General features: G+C 59.2%; 16 protein-coding genes and 1 riboswitch. Of the genes, 12 read left to right on the top strand and 4 right to left on the bottom strand.

The annotated features are described in order from the left end of the window. The first annotated feature begins 277 nt into the window (after positions 1-277). From ACMYSN_RS02560 to ACMYSN_RS02540, 5 genes are all read left to right on the top strand, one after another. The gene (locus ACMYSN_RS02560) at positions 278-709 is read left to right on the top strand and encodes an OsmC family protein (protein ID WP_462496893.1); all 432 of its coding nucleotides are present in this window, start codon (positions 278-280) and stop codon (positions 707-709) included. Positions 710-851: 142 nt separating this feature from the next. Continuing rightward, entirely contained in the window at positions 852-1,721 is an 870-nt protein-coding gene (locus tag ACMYSN_RS02555; RefSeq protein ID WP_462496892.1) for an oxygenase MpaB family protein, read from the top strand. Between the two features lie 439 nt (positions 1,722-2,160). Continuing rightward, the gene (locus tag ACMYSN_RS02550) at positions 2,161-3,078 is read left to right on the top strand and encodes a bestrophin family protein (protein ID WP_462496891.1); all 918 of its coding nucleotides are present in this window, start codon (positions 2,161-2,163) and stop codon (positions 3,076-3,078) included. A gap of 178 nt (positions 3,079-3,256) precedes the next feature. Further along, positions 3,257-5,557, top strand: coding sequence for an FdhF/YdeP family oxidoreductase (locus ACMYSN_RS02545; RefSeq protein ID WP_462496890.1), 2,301 nt, complete (start codon positions 3,257-3,259; stop codon positions 5,555-5,557). A gap of 227 nt (positions 5,558-5,784) precedes the next feature. Next, positions 5,785-6,669, top strand: coding sequence for a LysR family transcriptional regulator (locus ACMYSN_RS02540; RefSeq protein ID WP_462496889.1), 885 nt, complete (start codon positions 5,785-5,787; stop codon positions 6,667-6,669). Between the two features lie 59 nt (positions 6,670-6,728). Here ACMYSN_RS02540 and ACMYSN_RS02535 read toward each other — a convergent pair whose 3' ends face one another. The 4 genes from ACMYSN_RS02535 to katG form a co-directional block, all read right to left on the bottom strand. Further along, entirely contained in the window at positions 6,729-8,138 is a 1,410-nt protein-coding gene (locus tag ACMYSN_RS02535; RefSeq protein ID WP_462496888.1) for an MFS transporter, read from the bottom strand. A 275-nt stretch (positions 8,139-8,413) separates the two neighbouring features. Further along, positions 8,414-9,427, bottom strand: coding sequence for a TroA family protein (locus ACMYSN_RS02530; protein ID WP_462496887.1), 1,014 nt, complete (start codon positions 9,425-9,427; stop codon positions 8,414-8,416). Positions 9,428-9,435: 8 nt separating this feature from the next. Continuing rightward, positions 9,436-11,559, bottom strand: coding sequence for a TonB-dependent receptor (locus ACMYSN_RS02525; RefSeq protein WP_462496886.1), 2,124 nt, complete (start codon positions 11,557-11,559; stop codon positions 9,436-9,438). 236 nt (positions 11,560-11,795) lie between these two features. Beyond that, positions 11,796-13,973, bottom strand: coding sequence for a catalase/peroxidase (gene katG / locus ACMYSN_RS02520; RefSeq protein WP_462496885.1), 2,178 nt, complete (start codon positions 13,971-13,973; stop codon positions 11,796-11,798). Between the two features lie 536 nt (positions 13,974-14,509). Continuing rightward, positions 14,510-14,608: riboswitch (guanidine-I (ykkC/yxkD leader) on the top strand. A 59-nt stretch (positions 14,609-14,667) separates the two neighbouring features. On the opposite strand from katG, the gene ACMYSN_RS02515 reads away from it, so the two are divergent. The 7 genes from ACMYSN_RS02515 (at position 14,668) to atzF (ending at position 24,293) form a co-directional block, all read left to right on the top strand. Then, complete coding sequence (locus ACMYSN_RS02515) at positions 14,668-15,726, top strand: ABC transporter substrate-binding protein (RefSeq protein ID WP_462496884.1); 1,059 nt, start codon at positions 14,668-14,670, stop codon at positions 15,724-15,726. A 24-nt stretch (positions 15,727-15,750) separates the two neighbouring features. Next, a complete protein-coding gene (locus ACMYSN_RS02510; protein WP_123754299.1) occupies positions 15,751-16,566 on the top strand; it encodes an ABC transporter permease in 816 nt (271 codons plus the stop codon). Further along, entirely contained in the window at positions 16,563-17,342 is a 780-nt protein-coding gene (locus tag ACMYSN_RS02505; RefSeq protein ID WP_462496883.1) for an ABC transporter ATP-binding protein, read from the top strand. Before ACMYSN_RS02510 ends, ACMYSN_RS02505 begins: the two co-directional genes overlap by 4 nt. Positions 17,343-17,346: 4 nt before the next feature. Then, positions 17,347-18,075 (top strand): urea carboxylase-associated family protein, encoded by a 729-nt coding sequence (locus tag ACMYSN_RS02500; RefSeq protein ID WP_462496882.1) that lies wholly within the window; start codon positions 17,347-17,349, stop codon positions 18,073-18,075. Between the two features lie 10 nt (positions 18,076-18,085). Beyond that, positions 18,086-18,721, top strand: a complete 636-nt coding sequence (locus tag ACMYSN_RS02495) for an urea amidolyase associated protein UAAP2 (protein WP_154143811.1) — start codon at positions 18,086-18,088, stop codon at positions 18,719-18,721. Between the two features lie 170 nt (positions 18,722-18,891). Continuing rightward, positions 18,892-22,497 carry an acetyl-CoA carboxylase biotin carboxylase subunit family protein gene (gene uca, locus ACMYSN_RS02490; protein ID WP_462496881.1) on the top strand — a complete coding sequence of 1,202 codons (3,606 nt, stop codon included), beginning with the start codon at positions 18,892-18,894 and terminating at the stop codon, positions 22,495-22,497. After that, positions 22,494-24,293 carry an allophanate hydrolase gene (atzF, locus tag ACMYSN_RS02485; protein WP_462496880.1) on the top strand — a complete coding sequence of 600 codons (1,800 nt, stop codon included), beginning with the start codon at positions 22,494-22,496 and terminating at the stop codon, positions 24,291-24,293. Before uca ends, atzF begins: the two co-directional genes overlap by 4 nt. Positions 24,294-24,346: the final 53 nt, after the last annotated feature.

The raw sequence follows: 24,346 nt of genomic DNA, 5'->3' as shown, positions 1-24,346 counted from the left end.
TGTGCTGATCAAGACAATGCTCAATTGAGATATATCTTTTATTACGATATATCGTGCAATGAACTGATAGTAGATGAGCCGAAAAAATTCGCTATCCCGCAATGATGAAAATGTGATCTGTTGCGCGAATGTTAATCATTGTCATTAAGATGTTAAAAACTGGTATGCGGCGTGCGCTGCGTTAACATTTTGTTTTCGATAGAATTATCCGAATCGGGACCCGGGTTCGTTCACGCCATCTATACTCATGATTCGACATCTCAACAGGAGCGAATCGATGGCAATCCATAAGAAAGGTCAGGCGCACTGGGAAGGGGATTTGAAAAGCGGGAAGGGGACGGTATCGACCGAAAGCGGCGCGTTACACCAGCAGCCCTACGGTTTCAATACCCGCTTTGAAGGGGTGAAGGGGACCAACCCCGAAGAGTTGATTGGCGCGGCGCATGCCGCCTGTTTCTCGATGGCGCTGTCGCTGATGCTGAGCGAAGAGGGGTACACGGCCACGTCGATTGACACGGTTGCCGTGGTGACTCTGGATAAATCCGCCGGCGGTTTTGCCATTACTCAGGTGGCGTTGCAGAGCCAGATAGTCCTGCCGGGCATTGATGCGGCGGCCTTTGATGGCATTATTCAAAAAGCGAAAGCCGGCTGCCCGGTATCGCAGGTGCTCAACGCCGAAATTAGTCTCGACTACCAGCTAAATCCTTGATCCTTTAGCCTCCTGTGCCCGCTTGCCGCGGGCACTCTCTTCACCGCGTTACGTGGAATATCTTCATTCGGGTTAAATTTCGGGCGCAGTTTTGCGCCAGATAGTGGTATCTTTTGCCGTCACGACAGCATCAGGCACAGCAATGACCCGCATACGAGAAGCGATCGAGGCCCAGGTTCTGGGTCTCACCGGTATGGCATTAAAAGAGATTGATTTTGAGCAGCCGAAAGGGGAACCGGGGCTGTTTGGCCCGTCCTCCGCCATCTGGCAGGTACACGGCGATTTTACTTCGATGCTGTGCGGTGGCATCAGCGCCTTGCTGTTACAGATGCTGCACCCGCTGGCGCTGGCCGGCGTCTCGGATCACTCCAACTTTCGTGACGATATCTTTGGTCGCCTGCGGCGCACCAGCCAGTTTATTTCTGCCACCACTTTTGGCACCACTCCTGATGCCGAGCGCCTGATTGCCAAAGTGCGCGGGATTCACCTGCGGGTCAGCGGCTGGGATAAAGACGGTACCGCATATGAAGCCAGCGACCCGGCGCTGTTGACCTGGGTGCATGTGGCGGAATGCAGCAGCTTTATGGCGTCGCACCTGCGCTACAAGCGCACCGTAGTCAGCGAAGCCCAGCAGACGCAATATTTTCATGAAGCGGCGGAAATTGCCCGCCGTCTGGGCGCCCGGGATATTCCGCTGACTCCGCGCCAGGTGGCGGAGTATCTGCAGGATATGCGGCCGTCGCTGCGCTGCGATGAACGTACGCGGGAGGTGGCCGATGTGTTGCTCAACACCCGATTACCCAGCCGCCTGAGCCAGCCGGTGGGGCAGTTGCTGATGCGTGCCGGGGTAGATCTGTTGCCGCCCTGGGCGCAGGAAATGCTGTCGCTGCGACAACATCCTGTGCAGCGACATACCGCGAGGCTGGCGGTGCATGGGGTGGCCAGAGTGCTGCGCGCTTCGGTGCGTAATGGGGCTTATCATTGTGCGATGCGCCGTATGAACGAGCATTAATTAACATATATAAATGAACATGTTTATCGTTCGTAGAGCATTATTTTCTGGCGCGGTTCGCACCATGATAATGCTATTTTCCCGGTACCATACTTTATTTGATTAGCATATATTTTGCCCGCGCACGGTGTATTATTTCGGGAACCGCAACGCGCGTCGATGTTATTTTTCGCGCCGGGGAGAAAACGACCGCTATTTCCTGCTTATCGCCATTACGGAGTTTGATGCCGCATGATAGCTGGTTCCACGCTCCGCAGGTGGAGGATTGCCTGAACGCAAAAAAGGGACCATACTTGATCCGCCATTATTCCATCGCTGGTTTATGGTTATTCACCAACGCGCGTACACTTGCAGTATGCCGGGGATTTGTTCAATACAATAAGCCAATCGGTTAATAGCGTTACGCTATTGCCAGAATCGGCATTCAGGAAGTTAGATCATGATCATTCGACCAGAACAACACTGGTTTCTTCGCCTGTTTGACTGGCACGGCTCCGTGCTGTCAAAAATCGTTTTTCGCCTGCTGTTGAATGTCCTGATGTCGGTTACCGCCATCATCAGCTATCAGTGGTATGAACAGCTGGGGATCCACCTGACCGTCGCGCCGTTTAGCTTGCTGGGGATTGCCATCGCGATTTTCCTTGGCTTTCGTAACAGCGCCAGCTACAACCGTTTTGTCGAAGCGCGCAATCTCTGGGGCACGGTGCTGATTGCCGAGCGCACCCTGATGCGGCAGCTGAAAAACATCCTGCCGGCAGAGCATCACACCCATCAAAAAATCGCCAGCTATCTGGTCGCCTTTGGCTGGAGCCTGAAACACCAGCTGCGAAAAACCGATCCCCAGGCCGACCTCAACCGGCTGTTACCCGCAGAAACGGTGGCGGAGATCCTCCGCAGCGCGATGCCGACTAACCGCATCCTGGTGCTGGTGGGCAACGAGTTGGGACAGCTGCGGGTCGACGGCAAGGTGAGCGATATCACCTACGGCCTGATGGACAATAAACTCGACGAGCTGGCCCATGTGCTCGGCGGCTGCGAGCGGCTGGCTGGCACGCCGGTGCCGTTTGCTTATACCCTGATTTTGCAGCGTACCGTCTATCTGTTCTGCTCGTTGCTGCCGTTTGCCCTGGTGGGGGATCTGCACTACATGACCCCGTTTGTCTCGGTGTTTATCTCGTACACCTTTTTGTCCTGGGATTCGCTGGCGGAAGAGCTGGAAGATCCGTTTGGCACCGCGGCGAACGATTTACCCCTCAACGCCATGTGCAACACCATTGAGCGCAACCTGCTGGATATGACCGGCCAGCACCCGCTGCCGGAGCCGCTACGCCCCGACCGCTACTACAACCTGACCTGATCGACTGCCGGGCACGACTGTTAAATAAGTTAAATCTAACGTGTGATAGATAACATTGATTATACAGTTCCGCACCTGATTGTTATGCTTTCGTTAACAAAACGTCCGCCTGAGGTTATCACGGCGGACGTATCGTTTTTACGTCGACCCGCCGTTCGACGGGCATTCAGGAGCAGATATGAACATGAAAAGACGTGCAGTGCCTGGCGTGCATCCCTATGACGGTCCGGCCGGCGGCTGGGGCGCACTGAAAGCGACCGCTATCGCTGTGCGTACCCAAATGGATGCCCTCGTTGCGCCGCAAACTCTGCTTCGCACCAACCAACCGGATGGTTTTGACTGCCCCGGCTGCGCGTGGCCGGACAAAGAGCACAAGTCGACCTTCCAGTTTTGTGAAAACGGTGCCAAAGCGGTGACCTGGGAAGCGACCAGCAAGCGCGTGACCCCGGCATTTCTGGCGGCCAACACGGTCAGCTCGCTACTGGCAAAAAGCGATTTTGAACTGGAAGGCTACGGGCGTATCACCACGCCGCTGGTCTACGATCGGGACAGCGACACGCTGCGTCCGACCTCATGGGAACAGGCTTTTGCGCGTATCGGCGAGGTGGTCAGCACTATGGCGCCGGACGAAGTGGAATTTTATACCTCCGGTCGTGCCTCCAACGAAGCGGCTTATCTGTTCCAGCTGTTTGCGCGTGAACTGGGCACCAACAACTTCCCGGATTGCTCCAATATGTGCCATGAATCGACCAGCGTCGGGCTGCCGCAGTCGATCGGGATTGGCAAGGGCACGGTTTCTCTGGATGACTTTGACACCACCGAACTGGTGATTTCTATCGGCCATAACCCCGGCACCAACCATCCGCGAATGATGGGCACGCTGCATGAGCTGTCGCGTCGTGGGGTGCCGATTATCGTCTTTAACCCGTTGAAAGAACGCGCGCTGGAGCGCTTTGCCGATCCGCAAAACGTTATCGAGATGGCGACCTACGGCTCCACGGATATCGCCTCAACCTATTTCCAGGTCAAGGCGGGCGGTGACGCGGCGGCACTGAAGGGGATTGCCCGGGCGCTGCTGGAGATGGAAGAGGCGCAGGGTAACGTTCTCGACCGGCAGTTTATCGCCGAGCATACCCAGAATTTTCAGGCCTTCGCCGACGATTTACTCGCCACCCAGTGGCAGGATATCGAACGTGAATCCGGCCTGACCCGCGCGGACCTGCAGCGGGTGGCGCAAGCCTATGCGGCATCGAAGGCGACGATCGTTACCTACGGCATGGGGATCACCCAGCACAATAAAGGGACCTCGAACGTCCGGCTGATCGCCGACCTGCTGCTGATGCGCGGCAATATCGGTAAACCCGGCGCCGGGATCTGCCCGTTGCGCGGTCACTCAAACGTTCAGGGAAACCGCACCGTCGGCATCACCGAGAAACCGAGCGCCAGCTTCCTTGCGAAGTTGCAGGCGGAATTTGGTTTCGCGCCGCCGCAGGAGCATGGTCATGATGCGGTAAAAGCGCTGCAGGCGATGATCGAGGGTAAATCGAAGGTGCTTTTGTGCCTCGGCGGTAACTTTGCGGTGGCGATGCCCGATCATGAGCGGGCCTTCCCGGCGATGCGCGGGCTGGATCTCAGCGTGCATGTCGGTACCAAACTTAACCGCTCGCATCTGCTGGTGGCAAAAGAGACCTTTATTCTGCCGTGCCTGGGGCGTACCGAGCTGGATGAGCAGGAGACCGGGCGCCAGTCGATCACCGTGGAAGATTCGATGTCGATGGTTCACGCCTCGTCAGGCAAGCTGAAACCGGCCTCGCCGCAGCTGCGTTCGGAGCCGGCGATTGTAGCTGGTATGGCGATGGCGGCGCTGCCCGCCACTAAAATCGACTGGCTTTCGTTGGTGGCGGACTACGATCGTATCCGCGATCTGATCGAGCGCACCATTCCCGGTTTTGACAACTACAACCAGCGCATTCGCCACCCTGGCGGTTTCCGGATGCCGCTGCCGCCGACGGAGCGTATCTGGCCGACCCCGAGCGGTAAAGCGATGTTCTCAGTGTTCAACGGGGTTCATGAAAATGTGCAGGTCGAAGGCGACGAGGTGATGCGCCTGGTGACCTTGCGCAGCCACGATCAGTACAACACCACTATTTACGCCATGGATGACCGCTACCGCGGCATTTTTGGCCGCCGCGACGTGCTGTTTATGAACGAGGAGGATATGGCGAAGCAGGGGCTGGAGCATGGCGACCGGGTGGATATCACCACCGCCTTGCCGGACAGCGACCTGCGGCTGGAGGATATTACCCTGGTGGCCTACAGCATCGCTGCCGGCACCGTCGGCGCCTACTATCCGGAAGCTAACGTGCTGGTTCCGCTGGACTATATCGATCAAGAGAGCGGTACGCCGTCGTATAAATCGGTGCCGATTCGTCTGACCCTGCGTTCAAAAGAGATCCTGCCGCTCGCAGGAGTACGCTAATCCCTCCCGTCCGGCTGCCGGTACCCACTGGCGGTCGGACGATCACCATTTACATCCCCCAATCACCGGTACTGAACAGCACGGTATCGCCTGCGTATTCCCGGCGCGGCTTGTATTTGGCCGATGCGGAACGTAACATTTAGCTAACAAGTTTTTTTTCCGCGACGAACGAGGTCTGCATCGTCGCGAGGTTCGTCATTAGCGGACGGTTCTACACCGGGTCAACCATGGATATCAAACAACTCAAATACCTGATCGCCCTCGATCAAACCCGTCACTTTGGTCAGGCTGCGGCGCTTTGCCATATTACCCAGCCCACTTTATCCATGCGTATCCGTAGTCTGGAAGAGGAGCTGAATCTGGTGTTGATCCAGCGTGGACAGCGCTTCGAGGGCTTTACTGCGGAGGGCGAGCGCATTCTGGCGTGGGCGCGGGCGCTGCTGGCGGCCCATGACGGGCTGGAAGCGGAAGCGGCGATTTGCCGCGGTCAGATGGTGGGGCAGCTGCGGGTCGGAATGGTGCCGCTGGCCAGCCTGAACCCGATGCAGTTGATTAAACCGCTCAGCGAGAAATACCCCGAGCTGCAGTTCAGCCTGCTTTCGCTGACTTCTGAACAGATTATCGACGGCGTAAGCCGCAACCAGCTCGATCTCGGGATCTGTTATCTGCACCATGTCGACAGCCAGCTTTTCCACGTGCAGTGGCTGCCGACCACGCGGATGGGGCTGCTGCACGATAAACGCCATTTTCAGTTTGCCCAGGGAACCCCGGACTGGGAGACGCTGGCCGCCTTGCCGCTCGGTTTTCTCACCAAAGGCATGTACTACCGCGAATCTATCGAGATGAGCTTTAAGGGCAAAGGGCTGACGCCGAAAACGGTGTTTGAAAGCGACTCGACCTTCCAGATAATCCAGGCAGTACAGGCCGGGATCTGCTGCGCGATCATGCCGCTCAACAATGGTCTGGAAGTGTTAAGCGATAATCTCGACATTATTCCCATCGCCGAAACCGAAGTGGATTCCATGCTGGCGCTGATTATGCGGAATAAAGAGCCGGTGTCGTCGCTGGCGGAAAAATGCTTTGCAGATGCTCAGCGGATATTTAACGAGTAACCGCTGTGGTTTCTGGGATCGCGCCGCCAGACATTTCCCGGCGGCGCGGCGCGTGTTTATCAGATATCTTCCAGCTGAATACCACGGGTTTTCGGGCCAAAAATACCCACCGACAGCATCACCATCAGCATACTAACCACGATAAAGCTAATCACGCCCGGCGCCCCGGCGTATTGCAGAATAATACCGATCAGAATACTGGTTATCGCCGTCGACAGGCGGCTGAAGGAGTAGCAGAAGCCAACCGCGCGGGCGCGAATATGGGTCGGGAACACCTCGGCCTGATAGGCGTGGTAGCTGATGGTCAACCAGGCGTTGGACCAGGTGATCATAAAGCCGCAGATCACCAGCATCACCGGGTTGTTCTGCAGCGCAAACAGGGTACCGAACACCACCGTCATCAGCGCCGAAAGCACGATTTGCCATTTGTTCTCAAAGCGGTGAACAAAACGGGTGCAGAACAGGCAGCCAATCGGGTAGGCGAGGGTAATGAAAAAGGCGTACAGCAGGCTGTGGGTAATGCTGGCGCCCTGGCCGGACAGCAGCGCCGGCAGCCAGTTGCCGAAACCAAAGAAGCCAATTGCCTGGAAGAAGTTCATCACCATCAGCATGATCGTGCGGCGGCGATACTCCGGCGCCCAGATGGCTTTAAACGAGCCGGTTTTGCGCTGGGCCTGGCTGGTGTCGGGCTGATGTGGTGCCGAAGGGGCAATACCGCAGCGCTGTTCCATCTCGCTCATTACCGCGTGGGCGTCCTGATGACGGCCTTTTACTTCCAGCCAGCGGGCTGACTCCGGCAGTTTTTTACGAATCACCCAGATGATCAGCGAACACAGGGCGCCGAAAATAATCACCCAGCGCCAGCCGGTGAGGCCGAAGAGGGTGATCGGCACCAGCATCCACGACATCAGCGCCACGGCGGGCACCGACAGAAACTGAATAAAGAAAGCGAAGGCAAAGGCTTTGTTGCGCAGGTGCGTCGGCACCCATTCGCTCAGGTAGGTATCGATGGTCACCAGCTCAATGCCCAGCCCGATGCCCACCAGGAAGCGGCAGAAGATCACCCCTTCGGCGCTGTTCTGAAAGGCCATCAGCAGCGAAAACACGCCGTACCACGCCAGCGCAAACATGAACGTCAGGCGGCGGCCCAGCTTGTCCGCCAGCGGTGCCAGCAGGCTGGCGCCGATAAACAATCCGAAGAAGGTGGCAGAGGCAAACGCGGCCTGATCCGAGATGCCAAAAATCCCCTGCTGGCCGGTATGAAAGATGTTTTCGGCCAGCAGACCGGTACTGATATAGCCGGTCTGGAAAAGATCGTAGAGTTCAAAGAAGCCGCCCAGCGCCAGGAGCGTAATAAACGACCACAGGCCGAATGAGGCCGGCAGGGCATCAATACGCTGGGTTAAGCTGGAGTGGGAGTGTCCTAGGGATGCAAAAGGCGCATCCCCCAGAACCTGGGTGGTAGACATATTATTATTTTCCTCAGATAAAATGTTTGCCTGCTAATGTTATTGGATTGTTAATGGTTTTAAATTTTTAATTGCTCTTCTCATTAACATTCTTCAGCGAAAAATCTGGTCATAGAGGAATGTGGCAGTGGGGTGAACTGGTTTACGTCAGGTTGAACCGGTGAATTTGAAGGATATGACTTACTGCCAGAGGTAAACAGGCAGGATGAGAGGGGACGGTGCACCGAAACCAACTGGCCCCGCTTTACCGGGGCCACTCGGGTAGACGGTAGCGATTATTTTCCCTCCGGTGGCAACGCCTGCAATATCCGCTTAGCTTGTGACTCAGTCAGCGGGTAATCAAAGAAACGCTGATAAAAATCGCGGGTGATGGCCGTCATATCGAGGTCGGCGAAGCGCTGCGGTTGCAGCTGTTTTGCGGCCCATTGAATCTGTAATGCGCTTTCCGTACCGTAGCGATCCCAGGGGAAAACCCCCGCCGGATTCTGCCAGACTTTGCCCTTTTTCACCGCCTGCAGCGTCGAGAAGAGTTGACCATAAGCCGAGTGCGCCAAATCGCCGCATCCGGGGCCGAGGATGATCGCATCTGGCTGCCAGGCGAGGACTTTCTCCGGGGAGATCTCCTGCATATTGCCGACGATCCCGCTGGCGGCGTTTTGCCCACCGGCCAGCTGAATCCAGGTATCGATCAGCGTATTGCTGCCGTCGACCTTGAGTGGTTTCAGCGACTGGATATGCAGTACGCGTGGCCGTTCGTTAGGGGGCAAATCCCGAGTCCGCTCCCCGACATGGGAGAGAACCTGCTGCAGATACTGGTTGTAGGCCCGCGCTCTGGCCTGCGCCTCGGGCGTGCCGAAGACCTCAGCGGTTGTTGCCACGGCATGGGCCAGCGACGGGTAGTCGGTAAAGCGCATTTCCATCACCGCTAATCCTGCCTGACGGTAAGCGTCGGCATCGGCGTTGCCCTGCGCGACAAACACCACCTGAGCACCCCTCGCCAGCAGTGCCTCGCTGGTGAAGTGCGGGCCGCGGCTTATCAGCGCCTGAGTGAGCCGGGGATCGAGATAGAACATCCACGGACGGCTATCCGGACGATTAACCGTCGCTACGATGCGGTCCCCGACGCCAAGCGTCATCAGCAGCGAGTGGTGCGCATACCAGCCTTCTGCCACCTGAGTCACCCGATCCGGTAGGATCACCCGGTTACCGGCGTCGTCCGTCACCTGGTGTTCGGCCAGCGCGGGGAAGGCCAACAACAACATCAACAGGCCAGCGGCGATTTTTTTCATGCTTTTCCTCAGAAATCAAACTGAACCGAAGCCGTCGCTTCACGCGGTGCACCGAGCTGGGCGCTGGCATAACCGGCGCCGGTATAGCCTGTCAGCGCACCAGGCACGATATTGGTCCAGTAGTGACGGTTGGTGATGTTAGTGACTGCTAACCTGAAGGTCGTGTCGGTGCCGAACACGCGAGTGCGATAATTGCTGCCGATATCAACGGTGGTATAGCTGCTGACCCAACTGTCGTTGGCATTATCGGTGGCGCGACGCCCGACGTAGTGGATATTGCCGTTGACGTCGAGTCCCGGCAGCGAATCGAGGCTGTAAATCGCCAGCATATTGGCGGTAAAGCGCGGCAGACCGACTACCTGCTTATCATCCGCGTCGGCGCTGGCGGTGTTATGCAGACGTGGGTCGAGCCAGGTTCCGCCGCCGAGTAGCCGCAGGTTACGAGTGACGCGGCCATCGGCCATCAACTCCAGACCACGGTTCTTTTGCGTACCGTCTTCAGCAAAATCACCACTGTCGTTGGTGTAGGCAAACGGACGTTCGGCCTGGAAAAGCGCGGCGGTTAAGAGCAGGTCGCGGTGTGGCGCATATTTCGCGCCGACCTCTACCTGATGACTACGATACGGGTCGAGGACATCTCCGGCATTTTTCGCCCCGGCAGGGGCCGTGTCGCCCTGTTGCATGCTGTTGGCCCAGGTCGTATAGAACGTCACATTCTCACCTGGTTTATACATCAGGCTGGCGGAACCGCTGGCGCCCCGGTCATTATGATTACTGCTGCGATTGCCGCTTTTATTGTAGTTGTCGACGGTAAACAGGTTTTCGCTACCCGAGAGCAACAGGCTCCACTGTGGATTGAAGGTCAGAGTATCGCTCAGTAAAAAAACGTGCTGCGTGGTGGTCGCTGAATGATAGCGGTCGGTAAAGTCAGGGTATGCAGGACGGGCGTAATCCGGCGACTCGTCCAGCGATGAGTGTCCCAGCGTTTGGGTACCACCATCGCGCGGATTATAGTTTTTCCATACGAATCCGCGCATCCCCACCGCCAGGTCATGTTGTAGCCAGCCGGTCTCCACGCTGCCGGTAAGATTGGCAAGGTAGCTGTTGATGGTAAATCGACTGGCGGCAGAGTTTGCCGTTGTAGTGGTGTAATGGCCGTGATTATCGGTGAGCGTATTGGTCACAGTGGTGGATTCACGGTCGGCAATCTGGCGCAGCACGCCGACGTCCAGCAGCCAGTTACCGTCAAAATCATGCTTAATATGCAGGCTTGCGGTGGTGGTGGTGTCATCGTTACCGGCATAGTACTGACCATATTTGCTTTTGGTCGGGTCCAGCGGCGACGGGAAGTGGGTGCCTTTTGCCAGGGCAAAGGAGCCGGGAAGTCCTTTTTGATAGAAGTGGTAGTAGCTGAAATTGCTCTCCAGCACCGTCTGATCGGTCAGCTGGAAATCGAGCGCCAGACCGGCATACTGGTTGCGCTGGCGGCTGCCGTGAGTATAGCTGCTGCCGTCCTGATCCATCAGGTTCAGGCGGTATTTCAATCTGTCTCCCGCATCCAGCGGGCCGCTGAGATCCAGCGCCGCATTCGCGCCGGAAGCGGTCCCACCGCCTACGGTCACCCTGCGCAGCGGCACATCGGTGGGCCGTTTTGATACCAGATTAAACATCCCGGCCGGGTTCGCCGGGCCATACAGCGCACCGGCCATGCCGTTCAGCACTTCGATACGCTGAAACTGTTCGGCGGGGTACTCGGTGGTCGATACCGCGTTCAGACCATCAATCATGTTGTTCTGGACGACGCTACCCTGCATGCCGCGGGTCTGCGGTCGAACGCCGTCGCCCTGGACGGAGGGCAGATAACGATAGATATCTTTGACGCTGCTGGCCTGCACCTGACGAGTCAGAGAGTCAGACAGCGTCTGCACGGACCACGGAACGTTAATCAGTTTCTGCTTACCGAGGTTGCCCAACGTGGCCTGTTGTTCAGCGGCAGGCGTGACATCATCAAGGGATTGCGTTTGCGGTTCTGCGGTAACAATCATGGTTTCTGCCGCATATGCAGGGGTCGCCAGCAAAACGGGCGAACAGGGAATCATCCCGGTTAATAAAACGAGTTTATATGAGCGCATTAATTTTAAGTTCAGACGAATGAAAGCGGAGTAAGGCGGGGAAAACCTCGCCTCAGTCTGAAGGGTACGGTTTTTATTTGTATGACAAAAAAATAAAGAATATCGCTGTATATGTCAATATATAGCGGTGAGTTTATATGTGATTTATGCCAGCAGTTTGTTTAAGCGGCGCGTTGGTGGGGGGTTACCAGCAAGGGAAAAAACCCGGCGGGCAAGGCGCCAGCCGGGGAGGGAGATTACAGATCGTAACGGTCGAGGTTCATGACTTTGGTCCAGGCGGCAACAAAGTCTTCCACCAGTTTCTGCTGTGCATCCTGGCAGGCGTAAACTTCCGCCAGGGCGCGCAGTACCGAGTTCGAGCCGAAGACCAGATCGGCACGGGTCGCGGTGTACTTACTCTCGCCGCTCTTACGATCGCGACCTTCAAACAGTTCACCCTGTTCGTCGGTGGCGTTCCAGACGGTGGACATGCTGAGTAAGTTGACGAAGAAATCGTTGCTCAGAACGCCGACGCGGTCGGTAAAGACCCCGTGCTGACTGCCGTCATAGTTGGCGCCCAGCACCCGCAGGCCGCCGACCAGCACCGTCATTTCCGGCGCGGTCAGGGTTAACTGCTGCGCTTTATCCAGCAGTAAGGTTTCGGTCGATACGCCACCTTCAATGCGGCGATAGTTACGGAAACCATCCGCCAGCGGCTCCAGCAGATCGAACGCTTCGATATCGGTCTGATCCTGACGAGCATCTACGCGACCCGCTGCAAAAGGTACGCTGACCTGCACCCCGGCGGCTGCCGCGGCTTGTTCAACACCCACCACACCGGCCAGCACGATGATATCCGCCAGCGACGCTTTGCCTGAAGCTTTCTGAATCGCCTGCAGCGTTGGCAGAACCTTCGCTGCAATGGCGTTGACCGGCCAGTCTTTTTGCGGAGCCAGCGCCAGACGCGCACCGTTGGCGCCGCCACGTTTGTCACCGCCACGGAAGGTGGACGCGGAGGCCCAGGCCACCGAGACCAGCTCGCTAACTGGCAGGCCAGCATCAGCGATAGCGGTTTTCAGCGTCGCAATATCCGCCGGGGTTGGGTTATGGCTGGCTGCCGGTAACGGGTCCTGCCAAATCAGATCTTCTTTCGGGACTTCCGGGCCGAGGTAACGGGATTTTGGCCCCATATCACGGTGGATCAGTTTGAACCAGGCGCGGGCAAAGGCTTCATTGAAGGCCTGCGGATCGTTCAGGAAACGGCGGGAAATTTTGCCAAATTCCGGGTCGAAGCGCAGCGTCAGGTCGGTGACCAGCATCGTCGGCTTACGTTTTTTCTCCGGATCGAACGGATCGGGGATCACATCCTCTGCGTCTTTGGCCTCGAACTGAATGGCGCCAGCCGGGCTACGGGTCTGGACCCACTCATATTTGAACAGGTTCTCGAAGAAGTAGTTGCTCCACTGGGTCGGGGTCTGGGTCCAGACCACTTCAAGACCCGACGTGATGGCATCGGCACCAGCGCCGCTGCCGAAGCTGCTGGTCCATCCGAGACCTTGAGCCTCAATCGGTGCCGCTTCTGGTTCCGCGCCCACGTGGCTGGTAACTGCGGCACCGTGGGTTTTACCCAGGGTATGACCGCCGGCGATCAGGGCAACGATCTCTTCATCATCCATCGCCATGTTGCCGAAGGTGGCACGGATAGCGGCGGCGGCGGAGAGCGGGTCACCGCTGGCGTTCGGGCCTTCCGGGTTGACGTAGATCAGACCCATCTCGGTAGCTCCCAGCGGCTGCTGGGTCAGGCTTTCCGGGTGACGGTGTTCGAGCCAGGCTTTCTCATTACCCCAGTCAACGTCGAGATCCGGTTCCCAGACATCTTCACGACCGGCGCCGAAACCAAAGGTGCGGAAACCGGCGTTTTCCAGCGCCACGTTACCGGCCAGCATATACAGGTCGGCCCAGGAAATTTTCTGGCCATACTTTTGTTTCACCGGCCACAGCAGGCGGCGGGCTTTATCGAGGCTGACGTTGTCCGGCCAGGAGTTCAGTGGCGCAAAACGCTGCTGGCCGCGACCCGCGCCGCCACGTCCGTCAACGGTACGATAGGTACCGGCGCCGTGCCAGGCCATACGAATAAACAGCCCGATATAGCTACCCCAGTCTGCCGGCCACCACTCCTGGGAGTCGGTAAGCAGCGCGCGCAGGTCGGCTTTCAGCGCGGCGTAGTCGAGTTTCTTAAACTCTTCACGGTAGTTAAAATTCTCACCCAATGGGTTTGAGCGGTTGGAATGCTGGCTCAGCAGATCAACGCGCAGTTGATTCGGCCACCAGTCGCGGTTGCTGGTGCCGCCACCGGCACTTTGTGTGGGCGTCCCTGTGTGAAAAGGGCACTTCCCGGCGGATGCGTTGTTCGATGGATCGTTCGACGTGCTCATATCAGGCTCCGTTTGCTTTTGTGAATGCCATTACGATATACATTGCTTCCAATAACTGATACTCGAATGAATCTACGGAATTAATAGTTATATCCTTTTAACAATGGGCGATAAAGAAATCCATATAATAGTTGTGGGTAAGCGCAAAATACGTAAAGCGACTTAGAAGACTCATACGGACATTCTCATTAGCTAATCAGTATAGGACACTGCCGCGACTCGTCTGGCGATAAAAGCAGCACTTACATAAAAGCTAAGCATGTGAATTCCGGTGAGTTACTGCTCACAGAGGCAGAAAAGGAGAAATAACCTGCCGGTGGGCCTGATTTATCGCGTTTATTCCATCGTATAGCCCGACGGTTATTTTGCGGGGCAGGCGCTCTGCACCAATTAGACGCATTGCCCCAAAACGACTCCCCATTGTAGTGTCATTCCCCGCAATCATCAGGTATCAGCCTGAATTTACACACTTTAATTTTTGGCATGCACTTTGCTTTTACTCTTGCAGAAGGCAGCGCAACATACCATTGAGATGACCAATAGCTGGCTAGGGTTCCGGTTCATATAAATGAACGTCTGGTCCGAGAGCTGGCGACCTCTGCGAGGTTACACGGCGGGACAAAAGCCCGGGAGACAGCAGCACCGTCAGGTGTCGCGCTGCTCCTGTTATTTTTGTGCCAACCAGAGGTTCATCATGAAGAGATCCCGCGTCATCCGTAGTGTTGTGTTATCGCTGGCGCTGCTGGCCAGCACTCCTTCCTTCGCCGCCGTCAAAAAAGAGTTCAACGTCTGCTGGACTATCTATGCCGGCTGGATGCCCTGGGGCGCCATCAGTAACGAAAAAATCATTGATAAATGGGCCGCTAAGTACGGCATCAAAATCAATATCGTTCAGCTCAACGACTACATCGAGTCGATTAACCAGTACACCGCCGGCCAGTTTGATGGCTGCACCATGACCAACATGGATGCGTTGACCATTCCTGCGGCGGGTGGCGTTGACACCACCGCGCTGATCACCGGCAGCTATTCCGACGGCAATGACGGCATCGTGCTGAAAGGCGTGGATAAAAAGCTTGGCGATCTGAAAGGGATGCAGGTGTATCTCCCGGAACTGTCGGTATCGCACTATCTGCTGGTTCGCGGCCTTGAGAAGGCGGGTCTGCAGGAAAAAGATGTCAAAGTGGTGAATACCTCCGACGCCGATATTGTCTCGGCCTTCGGCACCAACAGTGTCCGCGCCACCGTGGCGTGGAACCCGCAGCTGTCGGCCATCAAAAAGACCCCGCAAACCACTGAAGTCTTTAGCTCTGCCCAGGTGCCTGGCGAGCTTATCGACATGATGGTGGTCAACACCCAAACCCTGAAAGATAACCCGGCGCTGGGTAAAGCCTTGACCGGCGCCTGGTTTGAAATGATGAGCAAAATGCACGCCGGCGATACACCCGCGCTGAATGCGATGGCGGCGGATTCCGGAACCGATCTTGCCGGTTACCAGGCACAGCTGAAAACGACCCATCTGTTCTGGACCCCGGCTGAGACCCTGGCCTTTATCAGCGACCCGGAGCTGGCGAAAACCATGCAGCGAGTGGCGCAGTTCTCCTTTGATAAAGGGCTGCTCGGCGAGGGGGCGCAAAGCGCCGACTTCATCGGCATGGGCTTCCCGGGCAACGTCACCGTCGGCGACAGCGGCAACGTCCGCCTGCGCTTTGACGACAGCTACCTGAAAATGGCCGCCGCAGGCCAGCTCTGATCATTGACCACGGGAGTGATCGCCATGCGACAAATTAACCGCCATCCACAGCAGGGCATGCGGCTGATGCTGATGCTGTTGCCCTTTGTGTTACTGATTGCCGCCTGGTGTTTTGGTTCTGCCATTCGTCTTGAGGCAAACCCCCAGGACAAGCTGCTGCCGGGGCTGTCACAGATGGCCTCTGCGGTCGAACGGATGGCGTTTATGCCGGACAAGCGCAGTGGCGAATACCTGCTGTGGGCCGACACCGTGATTAGCCTGACCCGCCTGCTGATTGGGCTGGCGGTGTCGGCGCTGATTGGCCTGAGCATCGGCATCGTCGCCGGAGTGTTTCCGGTCTACCGTGCCGCGTTGTCACCGCTGATGACCGTGGTGTCGATGGTTCCGCCGCTGGCGATCCTGCCGGTGCTGTTTATTGTCTTTGGCCTCGACGAACTGTCGAAGGTGATGCTGATTGTAATCGGCATTACCCCGATGCTCGCCCGCGACCTTGAGCAACGGGCGCGGGAAATCCCGGCGGAGCTGTTTATCAAGGCGCAGACCCTCGGCGCCAACAGCTGGACGGTGGTGCTGCGGGTGGTGCTGCCGCAACTGCTCTCACGCTTAATCACCTCGCTGCGCCTGCTGCTCGGCTCGGCCTGGCTGTTCCTGATTTCGGCGGAGGCCATTTCCGCCACCGCCGGGCTGGGGTACCGCATTTTCCTCGTCCGCCGCTACATGGCGATGGACGTGATTATTCCCTACGTCATCTGGATAACCCTGCTGGCCTGGCTGATGGATCTGGCGCTGCGCCAGTTGCACAAAGTCTGCTTCCCGTGGGCCGAAGGAGGCCGGGCATGAGTTTTATCACCATCAAGAATATCTGGCAGGAGTACGGCGACCACGTGGTGCTGGAACGCATCAATTTAACGGTGAAAGAAGGGGAGTTTTGCTCGATGGTTGGGGCCTCCGGCTGCGGCAAATCGACGTTCTTACGTCTGCTGTTGGGCCAGGAGAGGCCGACCCGGGGGCAGATCACCCTTGACGGCCAGCCGCTGGCCCCTGAGCCGGATCGCAGCCGCGGCGTGGTGTTTCAGCGCTACTCCGTTTTTCCGCACCTCAATGTGCTGGATAACGTCGCGGTCGGTCTGGAGCTGCCGGCATCCCCGTGCTTTGGTCGTCTGTTTGGCGCCCGCAAACGCGCGGCCCGTGAACAGGCGGTGCAGATGCTGGACAAGGTCGGCCTTTCCCATGCGCTGGATCGCTACCCGGCGCAGCTTTCCGGCGGGATGCAGCAGCGGCTGGCGATCGCCCAGGCGTTTGTGATGCAGCCGCGGGTGCTGCTGCTCGACGAACCGTTCGGCGCGCTCGACCCCGGTATTCGCAAAGATATGCACGCGCTGCTGCTCCAGTTGTGGAGCGAGACGCGAATGACGGTCTTTATGGTCACCCACGATCTGGCCGAAGGGTTCAACCTCGGCACCCGTCTGCTGGTGTTCGACAAAGTGCGCCACGACCCGCAGGCCCCCAACGCCTTCGGGGCGCGCATTACCTACGATATTCCGCTCAACGAGACCCGGATGTCACACATGCTCGGTACCGGCACCCATGACAACGTCTACACCTTAAGGAGATAGCCTGATGACCACGCCTTTACACACTTCACCGAGCCTGCGCGAAGAGCGTCTGCCGGGCGGGGGACAGACCTCGTTCATTCTGCGTCGCGGACAGATCCTGCGTCTCACCGACCTCGACGGCGGCGCTAACCTCAGCATGATGATGCTCAACCCCCACGAAAAGAGCGAACGACTGAACCTGCCGGACACCCTCAAAGGGCAACACACCGCGCGTCTGACCCGCGGTCACTGTTTCTACTCCGATATGGGACGGGTGCTGGCCGGTATCGTCGCCGACAGCTGCGGCTGGCACGACCCGTTCGGTGGCGTGCTCAATGCTCAGGAGACGGCAGAAAAATATGGTACCGGACGCTACCAGGAGCTGCGCAACGCTTTTCATCGCAACGGCACCGACAACCTGCTGGTTGAAATGGGCAAATGGGATCTCGGCCTCGAAGACCTGCTGATGGTGGTCAACTTCTTCAGCAAAGTGACCGTTGACAGTGCGGGGCGTTTTGCGTTTTGCACCGCGCACTCCGCGCCGGGAAGTTACGTGGAGCTGTTCGCCCCGATGGACGTGTTGATGGTCATGACCGCGATGCCGCATCCGCTGGATCCCGCTACCGACTACGCGCCACGCCCGGTTCAACTGAGCTGGTACCAGGCCGACGACGAGCAGGCGACGGTGGAATCGCTGTTTACCCGCGATGAGAACCAGCGCGCCTTTACCAACACCCAGCTGTTCGCCTTATAAGGAGTCTGCGATGAACCTTGTCACCAGTACCCGTAACCCGGCCGATGCCGTCTATCGCCACGAGATCCCGGCGGGCGAACCGTGGATGTTCGAAATCAAACAAGGCCAGACCCTGCGCCTGCTCGATCTTGAAGGCAATCAGGCGGTCGATACCCTGTTTTACCATGCCGATAACCCGCGCGAACGGTACGATGCACAGCGCACCTTGCGCCGTCAGGGCAATGTCTACCTGACGACCGGCAGCGTGCTGTACTCCAATCTCGGCAACCCGTTGCTGACCATCGTGGCCGATACCTGCGGGCGTCACGATACCCTTGGCGGCGCCTGCGCCCAGGAGAGCAACACCGTGCGCTATGCCCTGGACAAACGCTACATGCACAGCTGCCGGGACAACTTTCTGTGCGCCTGTCTGCATGACGGCCGGCTGCATAAGCGCGATATCGCCGCCAACATTAACTTCTTTATGAACGTGCCAGTGACCGAAGCGGGCGGCCTGACCTTCGAAGACGGGATCTCAGGCGCCGGGAAGTACGTTGAGCTGCGCGCCGAATGCAACATCATCGTGCTGATCTCCAACTGCCCGCAGCTGAATAACCCCTGCAACGGCTGGAACCCAACGCCGGCGGAGGTGCTGGTATGGAACTGAACCGCTGGCAACGCTGGCGCCTGCTGGCCTACCGCCTGTTTGCCGTGCGCGCCGAACGTCTGACAACTACACCTACGCGTAAGCCCTGACTCCTTGCGCGCCCCGGGGACGACCCTGGGGAGGCTGATTCTTTTGCTGCGGGACGACCCGCCACGATGTGAGTCCCGTGTATGTTCAAGACCTTATTAATTGCTAACCGTGGCGCCATTGCCTGCCGCATTCTGCGCACCTTACGCGCCATGCAGGTGAAAGGCGTGGCGGTCTATTCTGATGCGGACCTGAGCAGTCTGCACATTCGCGAAGCCGATCAGGCCATTAGCCTTGGCGACGGCCCGGCGGCGCAAACCTATCTCGTGACCGACAAGATCATTGCCGCCGCGCGCGACAGCGGGGCCGAGGCGATTCATCCCGGCTACGGCTTTTTGTCGGAAAACGCCGCCTTTGCCGAAGCCTGCGAAGCCGCCGGGCTGGTGTTTGTCGGCCCGACCCCGGAGCAGCTGCGAACCTTTGGCCTGAAACACACCGCCCGGGCGCTGGCAAAAGCGCAGGGCGTGCCGATGCTGGAAGGTACCGGCCTGCTGGCCGACAGCGATGAAGCCTGCCGTGCGGCACAAACCATCGGCTATCCGGTGATGTTGAAAAGCACCGCCGGCGGCGGCGGGATCGGGATGCGGGTGTGCTATGACGCCACCGAACTGACGGAAGCCTTTGAAACCGTCCAGCGCCTCGGCAAGAACAACTTTAGCGATGCTGGCGTCTTCGTCGAAAAATACATTGAACGCGCCCGTCATCTGGAAGTGCAGATCTTTGGCGACGGCCACGGCGAGGTGATCGCCCTCGGAGTACGTGACTGTTCGATCCAGCGGCGTAATCAGAAAGTGATCGAAGAAACCCCGGCGCCCGGCTTACCGGCTGGCATGGCGCAGGCCCTCTGTGATGCGGCGGTTGCCCTCGGTAAAGCGGTCAGCTACCGCAGCGCCGGGACGGTGGAGTTTGTCTACGACAGCGCGGCGCAGCGTTTCTATTTTCTCGAAGTGAACACCCGCCTGCAGGTGGAGCATGGCGTCACCGAGCAGGTCTGGGGCGTTGACCTGGTGGGCTGGATGATTGCCCTCGCCGCCGGTGATTTACCGCCGCTGTCCACGTTGCTTGACGGGTTGAAACCACGCGGCCACGCGATTCAGGCGCGAGTGTACGCCGAAGATCCGGGCCGTCAGTTCCAGCCGTCGCCGGGGCTGCTGACCGAAGTGGTGTTCCCGCCGGCGGATGGTAAGACCCTGCGTATCGACCGCTGGGTGGAAGCCGGGTGTGAAGTCCCGGCATTTTTTGATCCGATGCTGGCAAAAGTGATCGCCTGTGCGGATGACCGCGATACGGCGATAGCTGAACTGGCGCAGGCGCTGGCGGCGACCCGTCTGTACGGCGTCGAAACTAACCGGCTGTACCTGCAGCACATTCTGGCGTTCGCGCCGTTTGCCGATGGCGAGCCCTGGACGCGTTGTCTGGATCAGCTGCACTACCGGGCCACGACCGTCGAGGTCCTCAGTGCCGGAACGCAGACCAGCGTGCAGGATTATCCCGGTCGCCTGGGGTACTGGGCGGTAGGCGTCCCGCCATCCGGGCCGATGGACGACCGGGCGTTGCGTCTGGGCAACCGTCTGCTGGGCAATCCGCAAGGCGAAGCGGCGCTGGAGATCACCCTTAACGGGCCAACGCTGAAATTTAACTGCCAGACGCAGGCGGTGGTCAGCGGGGCAGAGATCGCGGTGACGCTGGACGGTGTCGCCCAGGCGATGCACCAGGTCTTCACCATTCCCGCCGGGGCGACCTTGAAAATTGGCGCCGTGGCCGACGCCGGCGTGCGCAGCTATCTCTGCCTGCGCGGCGGGCTGCAGGTACCCGAGTATCTCGGCAGCAAAAGCACCTTTACGCTGGGGCAGTTCGGCGGCCATGCCGGGCGCGCGCTTCGCAGCGGGGATGTGCTGCATCTCGCAGCGGATGCACCGGCGGTACCGGACGCCACGCTGCCTGCGGCGCTGGCGCATCCTCTCGCCGGGACCCGCACGCTGCGGGTTATCTACGGCCCGCACGGCGCGCCGGAGTTTTTTGCCGCCGACTATATCGACACCTTTTTCGCCACCGACTGGGAAGTGCATTTTAACTCCAGCCGCACCGGGGTGCGGCTGATTGGCCCGAAACCGCTGTGGGCGCGCGATAGCGGCGGCGAAGCGGGGCTACATCCGTCGAATATTCACGATAACCCCTATGCCGTCGGTGCGGTGGATTTCACCGGCGATATGCCGGTGATCCTCGGGCCAGACGGACCAAGTCTCGGTGGGTTTGTCTGCCCGGTGACGGTCATTGAGGCCGACCTGTGGCAGCTCGGCCAGCTGAAAGCCGGCGATAAAGTCCGCTTTGTGGCGGTGGATCTGCCTACCGCCCGTCAGCTGGCGGCGGGCTACCACGCGGAGCTGGCTACCCTTGAGATCGCCGACGTCGCCTGGCAACCCGCGCCGCTGAGTTCGCCGATTGTGATGAGCTGCGGCGAGGCGGATAAACGCCTGGTGGCGCGGTTGTCCGGCGATACCCATCTGCTGCTGGAGGCGGGGGAGCCGGAGCTGGATCTGGTGCTGCGTTTTCGTATTCACGCCCTGATGCAGGCCCTGGAGGGCCAGTCCCGCCCTGGGGTGATCGACCTGACGCCGGGAATACGCTCGTTGCAGGTGCACTTCCAGCCGGAAACCCTGACCCTCGATGCGTTGCTGGCGTGGGTGGCGAGTGAATGGGCCACGGTGTGCGTCAGCGACGATCTGCAGGTGCCGACGCGGGTGGTGCATCTGCCGCTGTCATGGGATGACCCGGCCTGTCGCAAGGCCATCGACAAATACATGACCACCGTGCGCCGGGATGCGCCGTGGTGCCCGAGCAACCTCGAATTTATCCGCCGGATTAACGATCTGCCGGATGAGCAGGCGGTGTGGCAGACGGTATTCGACGCCAGCTATCTGGTGATGGGGCTGGGGGATGTCTATCTTGGCGCGCCGGTGGCGACGCCGCTCGACCCGCGTCACCGGCTGGTGACCACCAAATACAACCCGGCGCGCACCTGGACTGCGGAAAACTCGGTCGGTATCGGCGGGGCTTATCTGTGCGTCTACGGTATGGAAGGCCCCGGCGGCTACCAGTTTGTTGGCCGTACGCTGCAAATGTGGAATCGCTATCACGAGGTGGCCGAATTTGCCGGTAAGCCGTGGCTGCTGCGCTTCTTCGATCAGCTGCGTTTTTACCCGGTCTCCGCCGACGAACTGCTGCAGATCCGCCGCGATTTCCCGCTGGGCCGCTATCCGCTGCGCATCGAACACAGCACGCTGCGTCTGGCGGAGTACCAGCAGTTCCTGGCCCGTGAGGCGACAAGCATTGAGGCGTTTCGTGAGCATCAGCAGCGCGCCTTTAATGACGAACGCGATCGCTGGATCGCCAGCGGGCAGGCGCATTTCGACAGCCAGGAAGTACTGAGCGAAGAGGGCGACGACGCGCCGCTGCAGGGTGGACAGCAGGGGGTGGAAAGCCCGATCTCCGGCAACCTCTGGCAGGTGCAGACCGTGGCGGGCAGTCGGGTTCGCGCCGGTGATGTGCTGCTGGTGCTGGAATCGATGAAGATGGAGATCCCGCTGCTGGCGCCATGCGATGGCGTGATCCAGCAGGTGAATGTTCAACCCGGTGCGTCGGTTCGCGCCGGGCAACGTGTGGCGGTGATTCTGGAGGAAAAAGTATGAGCCTGCGGACCTTTGATTTACGCCTGAGCAGTCTGGCGCAGGCCTGGCAACGCGGGGATTTCACGCCGCGCGAGCTGCTGGCCGACCTGCGCCAGCGGGCGCAGGCGCTGAACCCGGAATACCAGCTGTTTATCCATATTCTGACGGCCGAGGAGCAGGAGCCGTGGCTGTCGGCGCTCGACGGCGTTGATCCGCACACGCTGCCGCTGTACGGCGTGCCGTTCGCCATCAAAGATAATATCGATCTGGCCGGGATCGCCACCACCGCCGCCTGTCCGGCGTGGTCACGCACCGCCTCCGAGGATGCCACCATTGTGGCGCAGCTGATTGCCCTCGGCGCGATACCGGTCGGAAAAACTAACCTCGACCAATTTGCTACCGGCCTGAACGGCACCCGCTCGCCGTACGGACGCTGCCGCAATGCCTATCATGCGGACTATCCGTCCGGTGGTTCAAGCTCCGGGTCGGCGCTGGCGGTGGCGCTGGGCGTCGCCAGTTTTGCCCTCGGCACCGACACCGCGGGCAGCGGGCGGGTACCGGCTTCGCTGAACAATCTGGTTGGCCTGAAGGCCAGCAAGGGGTTGATCTCCACCGCCGGGGTGGTCCCGGCCTGCCGGACGCTGGACTGCACCACCTTCCTGACCGCTACCGCAGAAGAGGCCAGCCAGCTGCTGGCGCTGACCGCGAAATATGACCCGCGGGATGCCTACAGCCGCCGTAACCCGCAGTGGAACGGTCGTCAGGCGTTTGGTGCACCGCCGGCACATTTCCGCTTCGGGGTTCCGCAGACGCTGAACTTCCTCGGCTGCTCGCAGAGCGAAGCGCTGTTTATACAGGCCAAAGCGCGGCTGATGGCCCTCGGCGGGGTGCCGGTCAGTCTCGATATGACGCCGTTCCTCGACGCCGCCCGACTGTTGTATGAGGGGCCGTGGGTAGCGGAACGCTATGCGGTGGTGGGGTCGTTGATTGAGCAGCAGCCGGAGGCGGTGCTGCCGGTGATCCGCGACGTGCTGGCAAAAGCGCCGCAGACCGACGCGGTGGCAACCTTCGAAGCGATGTACCAGTTGCAGGCTTATAAGGCGCAGTGCGATGCGCTGCTGGAGGGACTGGACTGCGTGCTGACGCCGACCTATCCTCGCCCGGTCACCCTGGCGGAGCTGGAGGCCGAACCGGTGAAGCGCAATGCCGACCTCGGTTACTACACTAACTTTATGAACCTGCTGGATTACGCGGCGGTCAACGTGCCGGTCGGCTTTATGGATAACGGCTTGCCCTCCGGCGTGACCCTGTTTGGCCGGGTCTTTACCGACCAGTACCTGCTCGGGCTGGCGGATGCTTTCCAGCGGATCCAGCCGCTACCGCTGGTTGGCGGTCACCTGATTCCCGACACGTTGCCGCTCCCCCAGGCCAGCCACGATCGCCTGTCCCTGGTGGTGTGCGGCGCTCATCTTGACGGGCTGGCGCTGAATGGCCAGCTGCGGGAGCGGGGCGGACGGCTGCTGACGGCGCTGCAAAGCGCCGCCCATTACCGGCTGTACGCTCTGGCTGACGGCAAACGTCCGGGTATGGTCCGGGATAACGACCGTGGCGCGGCGATTGCCGTGGAAGTCTGGGATCTCCCCTCTTCGGAGCTGGGTTCGCTGCTGGCGGCCATTCCCGCGCCATTGGGGCTGGGGAAGGTGGAACTGGCAGATGGCCGCTGGCTGAGCGGGTTTATCTGTGAGGCTTATGGCCTGCAAGGTGCCACCGATATCACCGACTTTGGCGGCTGGCGCGCCTGGCTGAATCACCAGTAATCCCTGAAGCCTCTGCCTGCATCGGGCAGAGGCTCAAACGTGACGGCGTCACA

The organism is Klebsiella sp. R445, assembly GCF_051131755.1.
Lineage (GTDB): Bacteria > Pseudomonadota > Gammaproteobacteria > Enterobacterales > Enterobacteriaceae > Klebsiella > Klebsiella lignicola.
The sequence above is the reverse complement of the archived record's forward strand: the minus strand, read 5'-3'. Positions and strand labels throughout refer to the sequence as shown.

Excerpts from the sequence above, each read along its gene's own strand:
- atzF (WP_462496880.1), top strand. The coding sequence starts at position 22,494 with ATGAGCCTGCGGACCTTTGATTTACGCCTGAGCAGTCTGGCGCAGGCC.
- ACMYSN_RS02555 (WP_462496892.1), top strand. The coding sequence starts at position 852 with ATGACCCGCATACGAGAAGCGATCGAGGCCCAGGTTCTGGGTCTCACC.
- ACMYSN_RS02530 (WP_462496887.1), bottom strand. The coding sequence starts at position 9,427 with ATGAAAAAAATCGCCGCTGGCCTGTTGATGTTGTTGTTGGCCTTCCCC.
- ACMYSN_RS02535 (WP_462496888.1), bottom strand. The coding sequence starts at position 8,138 with ATGTCTACCACCCAGGTTCTGGGGGATGCGCCTTTTGCATCCCTAGGA.
- ACMYSN_RS02495 (WP_154143811.1), top strand. The coding sequence starts at position 18,086 with ATGAACCTTGTCACCAGTACCCGTAACCCGGCCGATGCCGTCTATCGC.
- ACMYSN_RS02545 (WP_462496890.1), top strand. The coding sequence starts at position 3,257 with ATGAACATGAAAAGACGTGCAGTGCCTGGCGTGCATCCCTATGACGGT.
- ACMYSN_RS02560 (WP_462496893.1), top strand. The coding sequence starts at position 278 with ATGGCAATCCATAAGAAAGGTCAGGCGCACTGGGAAGGGGATTTGAAA.
- ACMYSN_RS02505 (WP_462496883.1), top strand. The coding sequence starts at position 16,563 with ATGAGTTTTATCACCATCAAGAATATCTGGCAGGAGTACGGCGACCAC.
- ACMYSN_RS02515 (WP_462496884.1), top strand. The coding sequence starts at position 14,668 with ATGAAGAGATCCCGCGTCATCCGTAGTGTTGTGTTATCGCTGGCGCTG.
- ACMYSN_RS02525 (WP_462496886.1), bottom strand. The coding sequence starts at position 11,559 with ATGCGCTCATATAAACTCGTTTTATTAACCGGGATGATTCCCTGTTCG.
- uca (WP_462496881.1), top strand. The coding sequence starts at position 18,892 with ATGTTCAAGACCTTATTAATTGCTAACCGTGGCGCCATTGCCTGCCGC.
- ACMYSN_RS02540 (WP_462496889.1), top strand. The coding sequence starts at position 5,785 with ATGGATATCAAACAACTCAAATACCTGATCGCCCTCGATCAAACCCGT.
- ACMYSN_RS02510 (WP_123754299.1), top strand. The coding sequence starts at position 15,751 with ATGCGACAAATTAACCGCCATCCACAGCAGGGCATGCGGCTGATGCTG.
- ACMYSN_RS02500 (WP_462496882.1), top strand. The coding sequence starts at position 17,347 with ATGACCACGCCTTTACACACTTCACCGAGCCTGCGCGAAGAGCGTCTG.
- ACMYSN_RS02550 (WP_462496891.1), top strand. The coding sequence starts at position 2,161 with ATGATCATTCGACCAGAACAACACTGGTTTCTTCGCCTGTTTGACTGG.
- katG (WP_462496885.1), bottom strand. The coding sequence starts at position 13,973 with ATGAGCACGTCGAACGATCCATCGAACAACGCATCCGCCGGGAAGTGC.